At 41.1% G+C, this 15,024-nt stretch carries 15 protein-coding genes; 10 read left to right on the forward strand and 5 right to left on the reverse strand.

The window, feature by feature from the left end; genetic code table 11:
- The first annotated feature begins 8 nt into the window (after positions 1-8).
- The 4 genes from MFMK1_RS04885 to MFMK1_RS04900 all read left to right on the forward strand — a co-directional run bounded on the left by MFMK1_RS04885 (position 9) and on the right by MFMK1_RS04900 (position 5,342).
- Positions 9-2,219 (forward strand): hydantoinase B/oxoprolinase family protein, encoded by a 2,211-nt coding sequence (locus tag MFMK1_RS04885; protein ID WP_366924026.1) that lies wholly within the window; start codon positions 9-11, stop codon positions 2,217-2,219.
- Positions 2,220-2,235: 16 nt separating this feature from the next.
- Positions 2,236-2,727, forward strand: coding sequence for an acetone carboxylase subunit gamma (locus tag MFMK1_RS04890; protein WP_366924027.1), 492 nt, complete (start codon positions 2,236-2,238; stop codon positions 2,725-2,727).
- Positions 2,728-2,902: 175 nt separating this feature from the next.
- Positions 2,903-3,820 carry a beta-keto acid cleavage family enzyme gene (locus tag MFMK1_RS04895; RefSeq protein ID WP_366924028.1) on the forward strand — a complete coding sequence of 306 codons (918 nt, stop codon included), beginning with the start codon at positions 2,903-2,905 and terminating at the stop codon, positions 3,818-3,820.
- 94 nt (positions 3,821-3,914) lie between these two features.
- Positions 3,915-5,342 carry a 4-hydroxyphenylacetate 3-hydroxylase family protein gene (locus MFMK1_RS04900; protein WP_366924029.1) on the forward strand — a complete coding sequence of 476 codons (1,428 nt, stop codon included), beginning with the start codon at positions 3,915-3,917 and terminating at the stop codon, positions 5,340-5,342.
- Positions 5,343-5,803: 461 nt separating this feature from the next.
- Here MFMK1_RS04900 and MFMK1_RS04905 read toward each other — a convergent pair whose 3' ends face one another.
- The 3 genes from MFMK1_RS04905 to MFMK1_RS04915 form a co-directional block, all read right to left on the reverse strand.
- Positions 5,804-7,099 (reverse strand): MFS transporter, encoded by a 1,296-nt coding sequence (locus MFMK1_RS04905; protein WP_366924030.1) that lies wholly within the window; start codon positions 7,097-7,099, stop codon positions 5,804-5,806.
- 112 nt (positions 7,100-7,211) lie between these two features.
- Positions 7,212-8,066 (reverse strand): MmRce1 family CPBP family CAAX prenyl protease, encoded by an 855-nt coding sequence (gene mmrce1, locus MFMK1_RS04910; protein WP_366924031.1) that lies wholly within the window; start codon positions 8,064-8,066, stop codon positions 7,212-7,214.
- Positions 8,067-8,183: 117 nt separating this feature from the next.
- Positions 8,184-8,795, reverse strand: a complete 612-nt coding sequence (locus MFMK1_RS04915) for a TetR/AcrR family transcriptional regulator (RefSeq protein ID WP_366924032.1) — start codon at positions 8,793-8,795, stop codon at positions 8,184-8,186.
- Positions 8,796-9,240: 445 nt separating this feature from the next.
- Here MFMK1_RS04915 and MFMK1_RS04920 point away from each other — a divergent pair, with 445 nt between their 5' ends.
- Entirely contained in the window at positions 9,241-9,861 is a 621-nt protein-coding gene (locus tag MFMK1_RS04920; RefSeq protein WP_366924033.1) for a lytic transglycosylase domain-containing protein, read from the forward strand.
- Positions 9,862-10,109: 248 nt separating this feature from the next.
- Here the strand turns inward: MFMK1_RS04920 and MFMK1_RS04925 are convergent, their stop codons facing one another.
- A complete protein-coding gene (locus tag MFMK1_RS04925) occupies positions 10,110-10,403 on the reverse strand; it encodes a hypothetical protein (protein ID WP_366924034.1) in 294 nt (97 codons plus the stop codon).
- A 217-nt stretch (positions 10,404-10,620) separates the two neighbouring features.
- Between MFMK1_RS04925 and MFMK1_RS04930 the strand changes: the two genes are divergently transcribed.
- Positions 10,621-10,899: an MFS transporter gene (locus MFMK1_RS04930; protein ID WP_366924035.1), complete on the forward strand. Its 279-nt coding sequence runs from the start codon at positions 10,621-10,623 to the stop codon at positions 10,897-10,899.
- Between the two features lie 20 nt (positions 10,900-10,919).
- The gene (locus MFMK1_RS04935; RefSeq protein ID WP_366924036.1) at positions 10,920-11,261 is read left to right on the forward strand and encodes a metallophosphoesterase family protein; all 342 of its coding nucleotides are present in this window, start codon (positions 10,920-10,922) and stop codon (positions 11,259-11,261) included.
- Here MFMK1_RS04935 and MFMK1_RS04940 read toward each other — a convergent pair.
- Complete coding sequence (locus MFMK1_RS04940; RefSeq protein WP_366924037.1) at positions 11,246-11,575, reverse strand: YnfA family protein; 330 nt, start codon at positions 11,573-11,575, stop codon at positions 11,246-11,248. The two genes, MFMK1_RS04935 and MFMK1_RS04940, sit on opposite strands and share 16 nt — an antisense overlap.
- Before the next feature lie 261 nt (positions 11,576-11,836).
- Between MFMK1_RS04940 and MFMK1_RS04945 the strand changes: the two genes are divergently transcribed.
- From MFMK1_RS04945 to MFMK1_RS04955, 3 genes are all read left to right on the forward strand, one after another.
- Positions 11,837-13,045 (forward strand): FTR1 family iron permease, encoded by a 1,209-nt coding sequence (locus tag MFMK1_RS04945; protein WP_366924038.1) that lies wholly within the window; start codon positions 11,837-11,839, stop codon positions 13,043-13,045.
- An 84-nt stretch (positions 13,046-13,129) separates the two neighbouring features.
- Positions 13,130-13,735 (forward strand): iron transporter, encoded by a 606-nt coding sequence (locus tag MFMK1_RS04950; RefSeq protein ID WP_366924039.1) that lies wholly within the window; start codon positions 13,130-13,132, stop codon positions 13,733-13,735.
- 74 nt (positions 13,736-13,809) lie between these two features.
- Complete coding sequence (locus tag MFMK1_RS04955; RefSeq protein ID WP_366924040.1) at positions 13,810-15,015, forward strand: Fe-S-containing protein; 1,206 nt, start codon at positions 13,810-13,812, stop codon at positions 15,013-15,015.
- The last annotated feature ends 9 nt before the right edge of the window (positions 15,016-15,024 follow it).

A 15,024-nucleotide genomic window follows, 5' to 3' on the forward strand; every position in this document is an offset into this window, starting at 1 on the left:
GGATTACAATGAATAAATACCATCAGACAGACCATAAAGCGATTGGCTGGGATGATCGAACATTGAAAGACATGTTAGAACAGTCAGAAATTAAGTTTAAGGATACTGGAAGGTATCAGGGCATTAGCGAGCTAGTACTAAAGGAAAGTGATCCTATCCGCTACGAGAGAATTTTTTCCCGTATTCGCGGCGGGCTGGTAAACGCTCGAGAAACAGCATTAAATATATCTGCATCACCTATAGTACGGGAAATTGGTGAACTCTGTTTTGCCTTGTTTACTCCGGAAGGGGACTCTATTGCTCTTTCTACCGGTATCATTGTTCATGTGCATACTATGTCTGATTCAATAAAGTTTATGATTAGGAATGGATGGGAAAACAATCCTAAAATCCGACCAGGCGATGTCTTTGGCACCAATGACCCGCATATAGGTGACGTTCATAATGCCGATGTTTATACTATAACGCCCATATTTAACGGAGATGAATTAATCGGCTGGGCCGGAGGTGTAACTCATGAAATAGATGTAGGTGCTTCCAGACCGGGAAGTATGGCTTTTGGTCAAACCAGCCGTTACGAAGACGGATTTATTACCACCTGTGAAAAAATTGGTGAGGATGATGAGCTTTATGCAAGTTACGAATTAAGGGCAAAAAAAGCCGTGCGCGCACCAATGTATTGGTTATTGGATGAAAGGACCCGCCTGGCAGGGTGTCAGATGATACGGGAAACGGTAATGCGTTTGATTGAAGAAGAAGGTATTGATACTTATAAACAATTTATGCAAGAAGTAATTGAAGATGGTAGAGTGACCTTTCGGGAACGGGTAAAAGAGGTGCTGGTTCCAGGGACTTACGAAGCTCCATCCTTCATTGATGTTCCCTTTGAAGGTGAGCCCAGGATGCCAAGCTTTGCTGCTAAAAATCAATTAATGCATGCGCCCATGACTCTTACGGTAGGCTCCAAAGGAGAGTTTGAAGTTAGTTTGGAAGGTGCCAACAAATGGGGGTATCATTCTTTTAACTGCCCGCCCAGTGCCATGCAGGGTGCTTTATGGGTGCAGCTGACGCAAACTTTGGTTCCTAACGATAAAATCAATGATGGTGCTTATTTAGCAACAAAGTGTAACCTTCCCCCTGGAAGTTGGTCAAATCCGGAAAATGATACTTTGTCTACCACCCTGTCTTGGTTCTTTTTAATTCCTAGCTTTACGGGCTTAATTCGCTGTTTAGCTCGTAGTTATCAGGGGAGAGGATATGTTGAGGAAATTTCGGCAGGTTATCCGGGAACCTGGAATGTGACCATGGGTGGAGGAACAAACCAATTTGGCTTGGATGGTGCTTTCACCAGTTTTGAGCATTCGAGTCAAGGTACCGGAGCAGGATTTATAAAAGATGGTGAGGGATATTGTGCAGCTATGTGGAACCCGGAAGGCGATATGGGGGACATAGAAGCATGGGAACTTTTAGAACCGCTCTTGTATTTGGGAAGAGGAGTGAAGCCGCAGACGGCAGGTATGGGTAAATACCGAGGCGGGGCTGGGTTTGAATCATTACGGATGTTATGGAAAACACCTGATCAAGTAATATTCAATTTAGGTGAGGGGCATGTCTTCCATGGTTCAGGAATGTTTGGCGGTTACCCAGGTAACTCTGGCTATCGGCATAATATGCATGAAACCAACATGAAACAGCTGATTCAAGAAAGAGCTCCCTTACCATGTCGCGAAGGGGATACGGAACAGTCAGAGATGACTCGCCATGTTAAAGCAGAGCGTGAGGAAATTGATAACCGTGCTACTTGTTTGGAAAAAGACTTTGTAGAACATGACCTGTATTTATCAGTCCAAAGGGGAGGACCGGGTTTAGGAGATCCCAGTGAGCGGGACATAAAGGCAATTGAAGAAGACTTGAATGAAGGGTTCGTTTTACCGCGTTTTGCAGAAAAAGTTTATGGAGCCATTTTTAGTCAAGATGATAAAGGAAAATATCATGTAGATAACGATGCTACCAATGAACGCCGCCAAGAATTAAGAAAGCAAAGGGCAGCAAAATCAATACCGGCTTCAGAATATATCAGCCAAGAACGTGAACGTATTCTAAAAAAAGACTTTTATTATCCTGTAAGCGATATGTACGCAAGCAGTTTTTCACTTAGTCAAAGTTGGGCAAATAAGTATAGGGAATTCTGGAAATTATCGGTGAATTTTAACTTTTAAGGATGGAGGGTAAGTTATGCCAAATTATGATCAAAAGACACTTGAACTGCTTATGGATGGGAAATTACCATTTACTCAGGTTCACAAAATACTAAGTTCTTTCAAGGATGCTGATCGGTTTGAAAAGATGTTGGCCATCTTGCAAGAACGAGTCTCATACGATGATAAAATTATTATGCCTTATGGTCTTCACTTGAATATTGTTTCCAAAGCCGATGGCGAAAGAATAGTAAAATGCGATTGTGGACATGAATTTTGTGAGCATAGCATTAACTGGAAATTGCATGCTAATGTATATGTTCGTGACACGGAAGAGAAGATCAACGAAATATACCCTAAGTACATGGGTACTGACCCCAATTGGATGGTATTACGTGAATTTTACTGCCCAAATTGCTTCACTATGCTAGAGGTTGAAGCAGTACCACCCGGTTATCCATTCACCTTTGATTTCCAGCCGGATATTGATACCTTTTACCAAGAATGGTTGAATAAACCAGCACCTTAATAAAACCAATGAGTTTTTAGAACTGGTAATTCCGCTCCATAGTTACGGGATTACCAGTTCGGGTTTTATCGTTCACTGAGGTGAGAGATAAAATACTGATCTTACGGGAGATGCGTGGTCAAGGCCCAATAGTGTCTCGAATTTGATGAATACAAGAAAAGAAGGAGGAGCATAAATGAAGCGTATTATAACTGCTGCCATTACCGGTGGCATCCATACCCCAGCTATGTCCCCGTATTTACCCATTACACCTAAACAGATTGCTGAGGAGGCAGTACGCGCTTATGAAGTCGGAGCAGCCGTAGCCCACATTCACGCGCGTGACCCAGAAACTGGCCGGCCCATTGCTAACATGGATTATTTTGGTGAGATCGCTGCATATGTTAAATCCCGCTGCGACATGATACTTTGCTTTACTACCGGTGGTGGTATGGGCATGACAACAGAAGAGCGTATAAAGGTTGTCCAAACCTTGGAGCCAGAACTGGCTTCGTGCAATTCTGGTTCCCTTAATTTTGCTCTTTTCCATGTCTTAGACCATATGGAACATTTCAAGCATGATTGGGAGAAAGATTATTTGGCCGCTTCCGAGGATATTATTTTTCCAAACACATTTAAAACTTTAAGGGAGTATACCGAAGAATTTGACCATTGTAATACCAAGCCAGAGCTAGAGATTTATGATATAGGGATGATTAATAATGTTGCGTTCATGGTGAATAAAGAACATTTGAAGAAGCCTGTATACCTACAATTTGTGATGGGAATTCTTGGCGGAATTCAGCCAACTGTGGATAACCTACTATATATGTATAATACAGCGAAGGAGTTAATTGGCAACTTTGAATGGTCAGTCTGTGCTGCAGGTAAAAACCAAATTAAGATGTGTAATATGGCTTTACTAATGGGAGGGCATGCGAGGGTAGGCTTAGAGGATAACCTTTACCTGGAAAAGGGTCAGTTAGCGAAGAGCAATGCTGAACAAGTTGAGAAGATTGTTCGCATTGCCGGTGAACTGGGTATTGAACCAGCTACTCCTAATGAGGCGAGAGAAATATTGGGATTAAAGGGTTTAGATCGGGTTAAGTATTGAAAACTCTTATACTACTAAAGGGGATTAGATCACTGAGAAAGTAAATTTACCACGGAAAACACGTATCATACTAACCGCAAGGAGGGAATAAGAGGTGCGTACCGCGCAACAATATGTAGATAAATTGAAATCTATGCGGCCTAACGTATATCGTGATGGCAAAATTGTTCCACGGGATGATAGTCAAATAATGCCCGGTATTAATGTGATATCTACTACTTTTAATGCTATCCAACAAGCCGATTTGAAGGATTTGGCAGTGGTAACCTCACATCTTACTGGCGAGCCAATAAACCGGTTTGCTCATATCCACCAGAATAAAGATGATCTATTGGCCAAACAGGAAATGACTAGGGTCTTGTGCCAAAAGGTGGGTGGATGTATCCAGCGCTGTATGGGAGTAGATGCTTTAAATGCTCTGTCGGTAGTTACAAAAGAGATTGATGAAAAACACGGGACTGAGTATTATGAACGATTTTTAGCCTATTTAGAGTATTACCAGCAAAATGATTTGGTAGGCAATTGCGCACAAACTGACGTCAAAGGCGACCGCAGTAAACGACCCCATCAGCAGCAAGATCCGGATTTGTATTTACGGGTGGTAGAAAAAAGAAAGGATGGGATAGTGGTGCGGGGTGCTAAAGCTCATAATACAGTGGCCCCTTATGCGGATGAAATACTCGTGGTACCTACCAGGGCGCTAGCTCCCGAGGATGCGGATTGGGCTGTAGCATTTGCTATTCCAGCTGACACTGAGGGTGTGAAATTGTTGATTAGATCCACCGCGGTACGCCCTCGGGTACGCCTCCAGGCTCCCGTTGCAGAAATTGGGATGAGTGATTCCTTAACTATTTTCGACAACGTATTTGTTCCATGGGAGCGTGTGTTCATGTGCGGTGAGTGGGAATATGGGGGTAGGCTGGCTGCTCTTTTTGCTACCTATCACCGGCATAGCTACACGGGATGTAAACCAGGTATCGCTGACGTTATTATGGGCGCTGCTGCCCTGGTCGCTGAGTACAATGGAATTTCCAAAGCTCAACATGTACGTGATAAAATTGCTGATTTAATAGCTGTGGCAGAACTGGTTTATTCAGGGGGGATAGCAGCGTCAGTGAAGTGCCATCAAGCGAGTTCGGGCACGTGCATTCCGAATACAGTTTATACTAATGTGGCCCGGTACCATGCAGGTACTCACCTATATCATGAATACGAGACTTTGGCAGACCTGGCTGGTGGTTTAATCGCCACTTTGCCCCCGGAAGCAGATTGGTATAATCCAGAAACCCAAGAATTATTGGAGAAATATATAATGCGTAACCCTAACATCTCTGCAGAAAATCAACATCGCTGTTTTCGAATGATATCCGATTTGCTATGTTCCAGTTGGGGTGGAGTACAACAGGTAGCAGGTCTCCATGGCGGGGGTTCGCCTATCATGGAAAAAATAGCTATTACCCAACAGTATGACTTGGATTTGAAGAAGGATATAGCCAAATATCTTGCGGGGATAAAGGCTTAATTGCCTTGCCATATTTGAAGATATCTACAAACGATGGGATAAACCTACCGCGGAAGAGATAGTAAAAACCAGCCGACCAGCTGCTTTAGCAGCTGGCGGCTGGTTTTAGTGGGGAATATGCCGCGGTGCCATTTTGTTCTATCCTGACCTGTACCTGGTCAGGATTTACTTATGATGCACTTTAAGGAACAGAAACAGAAACAGAATGAGCTTGTTTATGGAGAAAAACAAACTTCCAAAGCTATAGTCAAATTGTTACAGTTTTAATTTACTTTCTGAAACAAAAACTATCTTTGGAGGTGCTATTTATGCATACCTTTCGAAAATATATGTTAGTATTTCTTTTTTTTTTTTATAATAGGCTTGCTTTTTGCACCAACTCATACCGCTGTCTCATCTTTGGAGCAAAGTAAAATTCAACAACAACAGGAGAAAGAAAATGAGGAATTAACACAACTATATTATGTAATGCTATTACTAATGGTTTGTTCCAATGCTCTTATTTGTTGTACTCGTCCGATAATGAGAGCAAGGATTGAAACAAGTAAGCCGGAAAGGAAGAACAGAAAACCGATGCCTCTTCCTTGTCCTATGCCGATGATTATCCCCGCTGTTTGGCTTAGTGCTCCATCAGGGTAAAATAGCGGGTTAAATAGGTGATCAGCTAAAAAACCTGCTGATCCAAATGCCAATATGTAACCAACTTGGGAGATAGCATAAACTAAGGACCAAACCCTTCCTTGTTTTTGATTATCTATATTTTTCCGAATAAGAACCTCCAGAGTGGTGTTTACAAAGGGGAGGGTACAAAAAAATAGAAAACAAAAGATGATAATCAATAAAACTGTTGTGGATAGGCCAACGAGGGCATAAAATAGACCAGCAAGGGCAAGGGATAATGAAAGTGAAAACACCTTGCTTTTATTTATCCCATATATTCCGATAAAAAGACTGCTTACAAGCATTCCTGATGCTGATACGGAAAGGGCAATACCCAGAGTCTTAGAATCAGTCAATGTCAGCATCATAGGTCCAAATAGCGATTGAAATAACGCTATAAAAAAGCAAACCATTGAGGTTAGCAGAACTAACCATAAAACTCCTTTCTGAGAGAGCAAGTATTGGAAGGCATCGTTAATGTCATGAAAAAATCTCTGCCTTTCATGCTTTGGAGTAACGGCATCTTGCTTCGCAATCATAAACATAACTGCGACAGCAAATAAAAAGGTCAAAATATCGATTATTAAAACTACTTTTATATCAAAAAAACTTATAAGGAACCCCGCAGCAATAGGAGATATTAAATATTGAGCCGACCCTGCTAATTGTATAAGGCCGCTTGCCTGGGAATATAACTTTTCAGTGACCAAATCGGTGACAGCAGCCTTATAGGCGGGGTTATGAATAGCCGCAAAAACCGAACTGATTGCTACTCCAAGGTAAATGTGCCATAAGTCTAAACTTCCCCATAGCATGACAAGCAGGATAAATAATATACCTGTAATAGCACCCGCATCCCCAACTATCATCATCTTCTTGCGTTCTAATCTGTCTGCAAGCACCCCGCCAAAAGGAAGCAGAATGAATGTGGGCAGGAAAGAGAAAAGAATGACTAAAGAATAGCTCGTAGCCGATTGAGTTTTCTGAAAGACAAAAACACCTAATGCGAAAGCTGTAAGTCCACTCCCGATAGCAGAAAACAACTGGCCCGACCAAATAATGAGGAATCTTCTAAAATGTTTTTCTTGAGCATTCACCTTCTATTACTCCTCTCTCATCAACCACCAGCTAGCAAAAATTCAACTCAATCTAGATGAATCATTATGTTTTTATTCATTCTTATCAATGCGGACGTAATAATTAGTAAAATTACAGTGTTAGTAGATTAAGCGGTTTATTCCCTGCAGAAGTGTCTTTTTGAGCGAAAAACATCTCCCTGTCTAATGCAACAATAACTGCAACAACAACAGTCAAGACTACAGTTTCGATGATCTTTGTTGTCTGTGATATAGCAACCATTTCTTGTGACATATTAACAATGAAGTGGAAGAGAATGGCCGCGATAACACTTTTCCGGTTTTTTATGCACATCCAACTAATAATTACTCCCATTGGGATAATGCTGACAAAAAAGTTCACGGCGAACCAGATGCTTTCCTGAAATATTTCATATTGATATGAATTATTAACAAAAATGAGGGGAAAGTGCCAGAGTGACCAGAGTATGCTGAATGTAATAGATGCCGTAAATATACTATAGCGACTTTGCAGACTGTCAAATGCATATCCCCTCCAGCCAAGCTCTTCAAAACTTGCGGCTAGTATTAACAGGAGTAATACTGGAACAATACCTGTTGAAAACGAGAACCCTTCGGCAAGTTGAAGCTGGGAAATGGACCCTCCAAAGGGTAGAGACAGAACGATAGATATCAGCACAGATAGCGGCATTAGTAAAAAAAGTGCCGGCAACATCTTGGTCTGTATTAACTTCGGATTAATAAGTCGGTTTAAAAAATCCTTTTTAAGATCGGAATTCTTCGAAATCATAAACATTGCAACCGATACAAGAAATGGCGTCATCAGTCCAGGAAGCATAAATAGTACATATAGTCCGCTTTTACCATTTTGATAACTTACATATGCTCCTGCAAACCAGAGGACATACGTTATTATAAAGGTTACTATGAAATATACCTTAGGGTTGTACTTGTAGTTTGAAATCATTTTTTTCCTCCTTATAATGACTAGCAGTCATGTTCTTATTTCCTAAAAAGCCATAAAAATTTAAAGTTATTGCCACGGCTTTAGTACATCTGCAATATTCAAGATATATTAAATTCTTTAAATAAATGAGAAAGACCCCGGTTTCGCCCCTAATGACCTTTCAATAATAGCCTGCATGGATTGTATTCGTTTCTTCTGCTCTTCCTGGGTCCAGTTAAAGAGGCCTGATTCCAGAAGAAATTGGGAACTTGCAAGAAGGAACTGTATTGTTTCCAGGGAGTTCTCCACATCAAAAACACCTTCCTTTTTGCCTTGTTCAATAACTTGGGCGAATATAGGAGAAATTTTTGTAACAATTTCAATGTTAATTCGCTCATGAAGTTCTCTGTTTTCAGGTTGATGCAGGTGTTCCATCAGCTCACTTTCTGTTTCTGGAAGCTGGTTTTGGCCCCTTAACATTTGTTGCATCTTAACCATTGCTCTCATCTTAGGCTCAGCTGCAATTTTTTTATACTCTGTGCACACTTCATCGACCATCGAGTGAACAAGGGCATCTAGAACATCTTCCTTGGATTTAAAGTAATAATAAAATGTACCTTTCGCCACTCCCGCCTTCTGAATAATAGCCTCTACAGTCGCATTGACGTATCCCTGATTTTTAATCAACTCCCCGGCAACCTCAAGTATCTCTTTGCGCCGTGTCTTAGGATCTTTAACAATTCTTTTCATGATTACCTCCTATTGCCTATCGGTCAGTATCTAATAGTATTTATACCATATGACTGACCGTCGGTCAATAAATTTCTTAAAGATTCCTTCATTCTATTTTTTGTTGCTTAGATAACAAAAGGCGTCGAAATTTCTAAACCCTTTTATGGGTAAGAACGTGAAATTCTCATGCGACGGCAAGAGAAACAGCCGCCAGCTGGCGTTGATGCAGTTGGCGGTTTTTTTCATTTCGGCAACCTATATTTATTAACCAGTCATTTATTAAGGAGTGTTAAACGAAGGCTGGGCAACGTTTTGGCAACTTCGCATCACGCGGGGGATGTTAATTTGCATTACTTAAAATTTTTTTGAGGAAAATTTATGCAATAAAACCCTTTATTGGTTAGTAGTTAAAAAAGGAGTGTTAAGTCACGTAATATTTTTGGTTGTAAAGGAGTGGTGAAGAATGATGAAGAATCTATTCTTCGTTATTACTATTTTGGTGGTGTCAGTTGTACTGACGGGTTTCCTTACTCAAAGTAAAGTAAGCTCATTACATCACCGTGATATGGAAATTTCCCAACATCAACTGATTGATATCAGTGGGGAAATAAAGCGTGTCATATTGGCGAAGCGCACAGCGCGTGAGGAAGTAAAAATATTTGCTGAAAAATATAATACTACCCCAGACATAATTCAGCTTATAAATGAAAAGGCAAAAAAATATGCTTTGCCCAAAGAGATGGTCTATAATTTGATCGAAACTGAGAGCAAATTTCGCCCGGAAGCTGTTAATAATCAAAATACCAACGGCACAGTGGATAGGGGCCTAATGCAAATAAACAGTAGATACGCACCTTGGTTTGCGCAAAAAGTGGGGATTGATAATTTCAACTATAAAATGTTGTTTCAACCGGAAATAAATTTGGAAATCGGGATGTGGTACCTAAAATCCATGTACAATCGGTATCACAACTGGCACGCAGTGCTAACTGCATACAACAAAGGTCCCACCGGTATGAAAAGGTATTACCGCAGAACCGGTGCATATCAAAGTAGATACAGTGCGGTTGTTTTATCTGAATAAATTATACACATTATTAAAAGTGTAAAAGAGAAGTTTTCTGGGGAAGAGTTTTATGTTTTTACAATGCTGCATTTGAAATAATAGAGCCTCAATCAATATTTATTGATTGAGGCTCTATTGTGATAAAGTACGAGACCTTTATGTGATTGTCAATGAAGAAGACGGAATATCAACTAGAAAATTAAACCCATTTTTTTTGAGCAGTAAGGGTTTAGAAAATTTTAACTTTTTATATGGCAAAAGAAGAGTTATGATCCTTTGGGTTTAAATTCAATAACTTTACCTTTGGATGGAGCATCCGTGTTAATATGGTTAGTTTCACAAGATGAACATCCACTGCAACCGCTGTCAACGTCTACAAGAAATTTTCGCCATTTAAGCTGCCAGCCGTTATCTGTTTCGCAGATTTTTGTTTCTATATCATATTGGGGTCCCCTAGGGACACTTGACAATCGTGATTCTGTTACCTTCACTATTTGAGCTACTTTTTCAGCTTCTTTGATATTAATAAAACTCTTGTTAATAGTTACCCAGTCTTCCATAAGATCACCTCTAACATCCAAGATAGAACATAATAGAAAATTTCTATAGCTAAATTTTACTCCTAATACGTTATGCATGTCAAATGTTACCCATATCCCAGCAGGATATGGGTAACATGATTGGTTTTTTTAATTAAGGCTTTTCAAATGAACTAACTTATAATATAATTATATTCGAAAATACTAATATACATTATCTAGTAACAGGGGTGAGGAAATGAACACAAAAAAAATTATCGGAACTCTAGGACTTGCCGGCTTTGTAGTCATGGCAGACAACTGGGTAGTTTCACCAATATTACCTGCTATAGCCAATGACCTTGGCTTGGAAATCAGTGAGGCAGGGCTGCTGATCACTGCTTATATGATCCCTTTCGGTCTTTTACAGCTGATTTTTGGACCGCTGGCGGATCGGTACGGTAAGCGGCAGGTAATAACTTTTTCTATGTTGTTTTTTACTGTGGCCACCGGCTTATGTGCTATTGGTGTGGCTTAATTGTTCACGGCAGCCCCCGTATGTTAAATGAATATCTTCACGAGGGTACTGACGAGGATTATTTATTGCAGATGCTGGACGACTATGAAGCTGACATCTTAATATGCGGTCATACGCATAAACCTTATTCTAGGACATTTTCTGGTGACAAGTTTGTGATTAACGTTGGTAGTGCGGGGAAACCCAAGCATGGAAACCCAAATGCCGTGTATGCTCTAATTGATGTTACCGATACTGTATCAGTACAATTTAAGCAAGTGCCATATGACTATGCATTTACTGCGCGGGCTATTGAAGAAAGTTCTCTCCCTGATGAATTCGCCGAGCTTATTAGAAAAGGCAGCCATCACCCTCTGGGGTAGTACATAATTACCAACACCCCAAGTAAAGCAATCAAACCTCCGATAAGGTCAAATTTATCTGGAACAATATTATCAAATTTCCAGCCCCAAAATATAGAAAGGACAATAAAAACCCCGCCATAAGCTGCGTAGACCCTTCCGAAATTAGCAGGTTGTAAAGTTGGGATAACCCCATATAATGCCAGAATAACCCCACCTAGTAGGCCAAACCAAATAACTTTACCTTCTCTCAACCACAGCCATACTAGATACCCTCCCCCAATTTCAAACAATCCTGCTAAGATAAAATAAAATAAAGACTTAAAGATATCCATTAGTGGCTCCTTCCGGTAAGTTACTATGATTATCTTAGCACAGATTTAGGGAACTCCAAAATCGTAACATGGCATGTTATGATCTTCGGGGCATTCTATTAGTTTCATAGTCCGGTGGTTTATAAATAGTAAATAAAAATTCCTTAAAACACCTTGACAAGTGAGAACTATTATCATACACTATAAGCAAGAAGACCAAGTAGATAACTTGGGTTTATTTTTAGCCATCGAATGATAATAATTATCAATAGGGGGATTGACATGTTCTTGAAGGCAGGGAAGTTATCAAAAGGAGTACATATCATTTTTGCGGCATTTTTTTTCTTAAATATTATGGCTGGGGCTGTGGTGGCTGCCGATTGGCCGCAGGTGGCGGAAGACGTAAATGGGCATTTGCAGGATGCAGTAGCGGCATATAGCCGGGGGGATGCGTCTTCAGCCAAAGGAGCGGTGGACCAAGCATACTTTGGTCCTTTTGAGGAGACCGGTATGGAAGCGGCAGTGCGGCTTAAAATATCAGCTCGCAGGTCGTTTGAACTAGAATACGGTTTCACTGAATTAAAACAGATGGTGGATAAGGGAGTAAGTGCTGATGATTTCAGTACGGCAGTGGACGGCTTGACTAGGGGGATAGTGGCAGCTGCTGGGGAAATGAGTGGTGGCCCGGTTTCGGGCTGGAGTACGTTTGTTTATTCTTTTTTAATTATCGTCCGAGAAGGATTTGAAGCAATACTAATTGTCGCGGCTATCATTGCCTATCTGGTTAAATCGGGTAATAAAGATAAAGTTAAGGTAATTTACCAAAGTGTGATTACGGCCATTTTTGCAAGTATTGCTACAGCGGTAGCCTTTCGTTATGTCTTTAATATTAGCGGTGCTGGACAGGAAATTATGGAAGGGGTAACCATGCTGCTGGCTATGGTGGTGCTTTTTTCCATTAGTTTCTGGTTAATTAGTAAAGCTGAGAGTGATAAGTGGCAAGCATTTATTGAAGGGAAAGTTCAGGACTCTGTTGGTAAAGGCAACCAAATGGCATTATGGTTTACGGCGTTTCTTGCGGTGTACCGGGAAGGGGCAGAAACGGTTCTTTTTTACCAGGCGTTATTATCCGATGTAGATGGCGGCCTTGGCATGGCGGTATTGGGTTTCCTCGCAGGTACTGTAGTACTGGTAATCCTTTATCAGGGTATACGGATGGGGAGCATGCGAATACCTCTCAAGCCGTTTTTTCTAGGTACCAGTGCACTTCTCTATTACCTTGCCTTTGTTTTTGCTGGTAAAGGTATACGAGAGCTGCAGGAAGGCGGCCTGATCTCTGATACCTTCATTCAAGGTTCCCCGAGAATTGATCTTATAGGTATCTATCCTTCTGGGGAAAGTTTAGCCCTACAAGGAGTGTTGCTGGCAGCGATTGGTGTAGGCCTTGTTTATCAATTTATTAACAAACAGAATACGGGAGGTGGTAGATAGTACGTATATTGCTAACGCTTATGAGACCGGGGCAGATTTAAGGGACTATTACTTAAAATAAGTACTTTTAGGAGGAGAACATTTATGAAAAGAAAAATGTATTTAATTATTGCTATATTAACTGTCGGTATGTTGCTAATTGCAGGCTGCGGTGGCAGTCAAGGAGTTAGTTCAGATGGGCAGCCGCCGGGTAGCGGCGGTGACCAAGCTGCCGATCCTAATGGTTTTAAGGAATACCCCATTGGTGACGAAGTACAGGTGGAAGGAATGAATATTGCGGCGGTGTATTTTCAGCCGTCAGCCATGGAGCCTAAGGACAAGGCGGGCATCCCGATTGAAGAGGCAGATATACACATCGAAGCGGACATTGCAGCTCTAAAGGATAATCCCCGGGGTTTTGGTTTTGGAGAATTCGTTCCCTATTTAACAGTTAAATATAAAATGGAGAACCTAGATACCAGTGAGGTTCGTGAAGGCAGCTTCATGCCGATGAACGCAGCAGATGGGCCCCACTATGGAGCTAACATACAGATGCTAGGTGCCGGCAAATATCGTTTGAGTTATATAATCTCTGCTCCTACTGATTATCTCCTGCACGCTGATGAGGTTACCGGTGTACCGGAATCAACTTGGTGGAAGAAACCCATTACTGTGGATTGGGAATTCAACTTTATACCGCGTAAATGGTAGTAATATCAGCAGGTAAGCCCCTAGGCACTGTGCAAAGGGGCTTGTCCTGTCGCTAGCAGCAGGGGAGGTGTAACATGCTTACAAATATTGCTTTGGTATTAAACGCAGGTTTTGATGCTGCGCTGATTACCGTATTGGCTTATCTGGTGCTGCGTAACAGGAAACGGGCATTGGGGATGGTGCTCACAGGTCTTTTATTTGGCTTCACTGCCATGGTCCTGTTAATGGGTTTTGGTGAAAGGGAGCTGATAGAGACAGTTCTGGAAGGAACCGTTTTAATTGTTGCTATGCTGCTGGTTGTTTTTACTTTAAGCCAAAATCGGAAGATGACCAACGCAGCAGTATTTGTATTTAGCGCGTTGGTGATTGCTAAAGGGTTATATCGGGTCCTCTTATTCCCGAGACAGATATTTATTCAAAACACCAGTCTAGTAAATAGTGATTTGGCACTTGCCATATTGGGTGCCTCCGCTGGAATATCGATATTGTGTTTTGCCGCATTGACTGCATTGCAAATAGGGGAGCGTGTGGGTATTGAGTGGGATAAACTTTTTCTTTTCAGTGCGTTATTATTAGCGCTCAAACCGTTCATTGAGGTTATCAGGTTTATCTTTATAACTGGGTTACTACCATTAACTGATTTTGTGATGGCGTTACTTATTCCTGTGCTTAACAACATAACGTTTTTTTCTTATATGGGATATTTGATATTTAGTGCACTAATTGTTATTTCATATGGGCACTGGCGAAAGTTACAACCGGCTAGTATATTTGCTAATCCAGCGGAAGCAAGGAAATTTAAAGCTGAAAGGATATTTTTTCGGCGTTGGTTAAACGGAGCGTTATTGGTACTGCTACTGGCAGTAACGGTACTTTCAGGAGACTATGTTCTGGCTAACCGCCAGGTGGAGCTATCGGCGGCCGTTCCGGTGGAGGCGGAGAACGATATGGTGCATATCGGCCGTCAGCAGGTTAATGATGGTGATTTGCATCGGTTCAGTTATACTACCGGCGGGGTGGAAGTGCGATTTCTAATAATACACAAAGGCTCCGGGGTTTATGGTGTTGGGCTGGATGCATGTGATATTTGTGGAGTTACAGGTTATTATCAACGAAAAAAGGACGTAGTTTGTTTAAACTGTGATGTTATTATCAGTACACCAACAATTGGTTTTACCGGTGGTTGTAATCCTATTCCTATTAAGTATAAAAAGAATGAACAAGATATTATTATATTTACTGATGAACTGGAACAACACGTTGAGGTCTTTAAACAGTAGGGGGGGTGG

The sequence above is a fragment of the Metallumcola ferriviriculae genome (assembly GCF_035573695.1).
Taxonomy (GTDB): Bacteria; Bacillota; JADQBR01; order JADQBR01; family JADQBR01; genus Metallumcola; species Metallumcola ferriviriculae.

Coding starts and splice junctions, on each gene's coding strand:
- MFMK1_RS04955 (WP_366924040.1), top strand. CDS start 13,810: ATGCTTACAAATATTGCTTTGGTATTAAACGCAGGTTTTGATGCTGCG.
- MFMK1_RS04935 (WP_366924036.1), top strand. CDS start 10,920: ATGTTAAATGAATATCTTCACGAGGGTACTGACGAGGATTATTTATTG.
- MFMK1_RS04885 (WP_366924026.1), top strand. CDS start 9: ATGAATAAATACCATCAGACAGACCATAAAGCGATTGGCTGGGATGAT.
- MFMK1_RS04895 (WP_366924028.1), top strand. CDS start 2,903: ATGAAGCGTATTATAACTGCTGCCATTACCGGTGGCATCCATACCCCA.
- MFMK1_RS04890 (WP_366924027.1), top strand. CDS start 2,236: ATGCCAAATTATGATCAAAAGACACTTGAACTGCTTATGGATGGGAAA.
- MFMK1_RS04950 (WP_366924039.1), top strand. CDS start 13,130: ATGAAAAGAAAAATGTATTTAATTATTGCTATATTAACTGTCGGTATG.
- MFMK1_RS04925 (WP_366924034.1), bottom strand. CDS start 10,403: ATGGAAGACTGGGTAACTATTAACAAGAGTTTTATTAATATCAAAGAA.
- mmrce1 (WP_366924031.1), bottom strand. CDS start 8,066: ATGATTTCAAACTACAAGTACAACCCTAAGGTATATTTCATAGTAACC.
- MFMK1_RS04940 (WP_366924037.1), bottom strand. CDS start 11,575: ATGGATATCTTTAAGTCTTTATTTTATTTTATCTTAGCAGGATTGTTT.
- MFMK1_RS04920 (WP_366924033.1), top strand. CDS start 9,241: ATGATGAAGAATCTATTCTTCGTTATTACTATTTTGGTGGTGTCAGTT.
- MFMK1_RS04930 (WP_366924035.1), top strand. CDS start 10,621: ATGAACACAAAAAAAATTATCGGAACTCTAGGACTTGCCGGCTTTGTA.
- MFMK1_RS04915 (WP_366924032.1), bottom strand. CDS start 8,795: ATGAAAAGAATTGTTAAAGATCCTAAGACACGGCGCAAAGAGATACTT.
- MFMK1_RS04945 (WP_366924038.1), top strand. CDS start 11,837: ATGTTCTTGAAGGCAGGGAAGTTATCAAAAGGAGTACATATCATTTTT.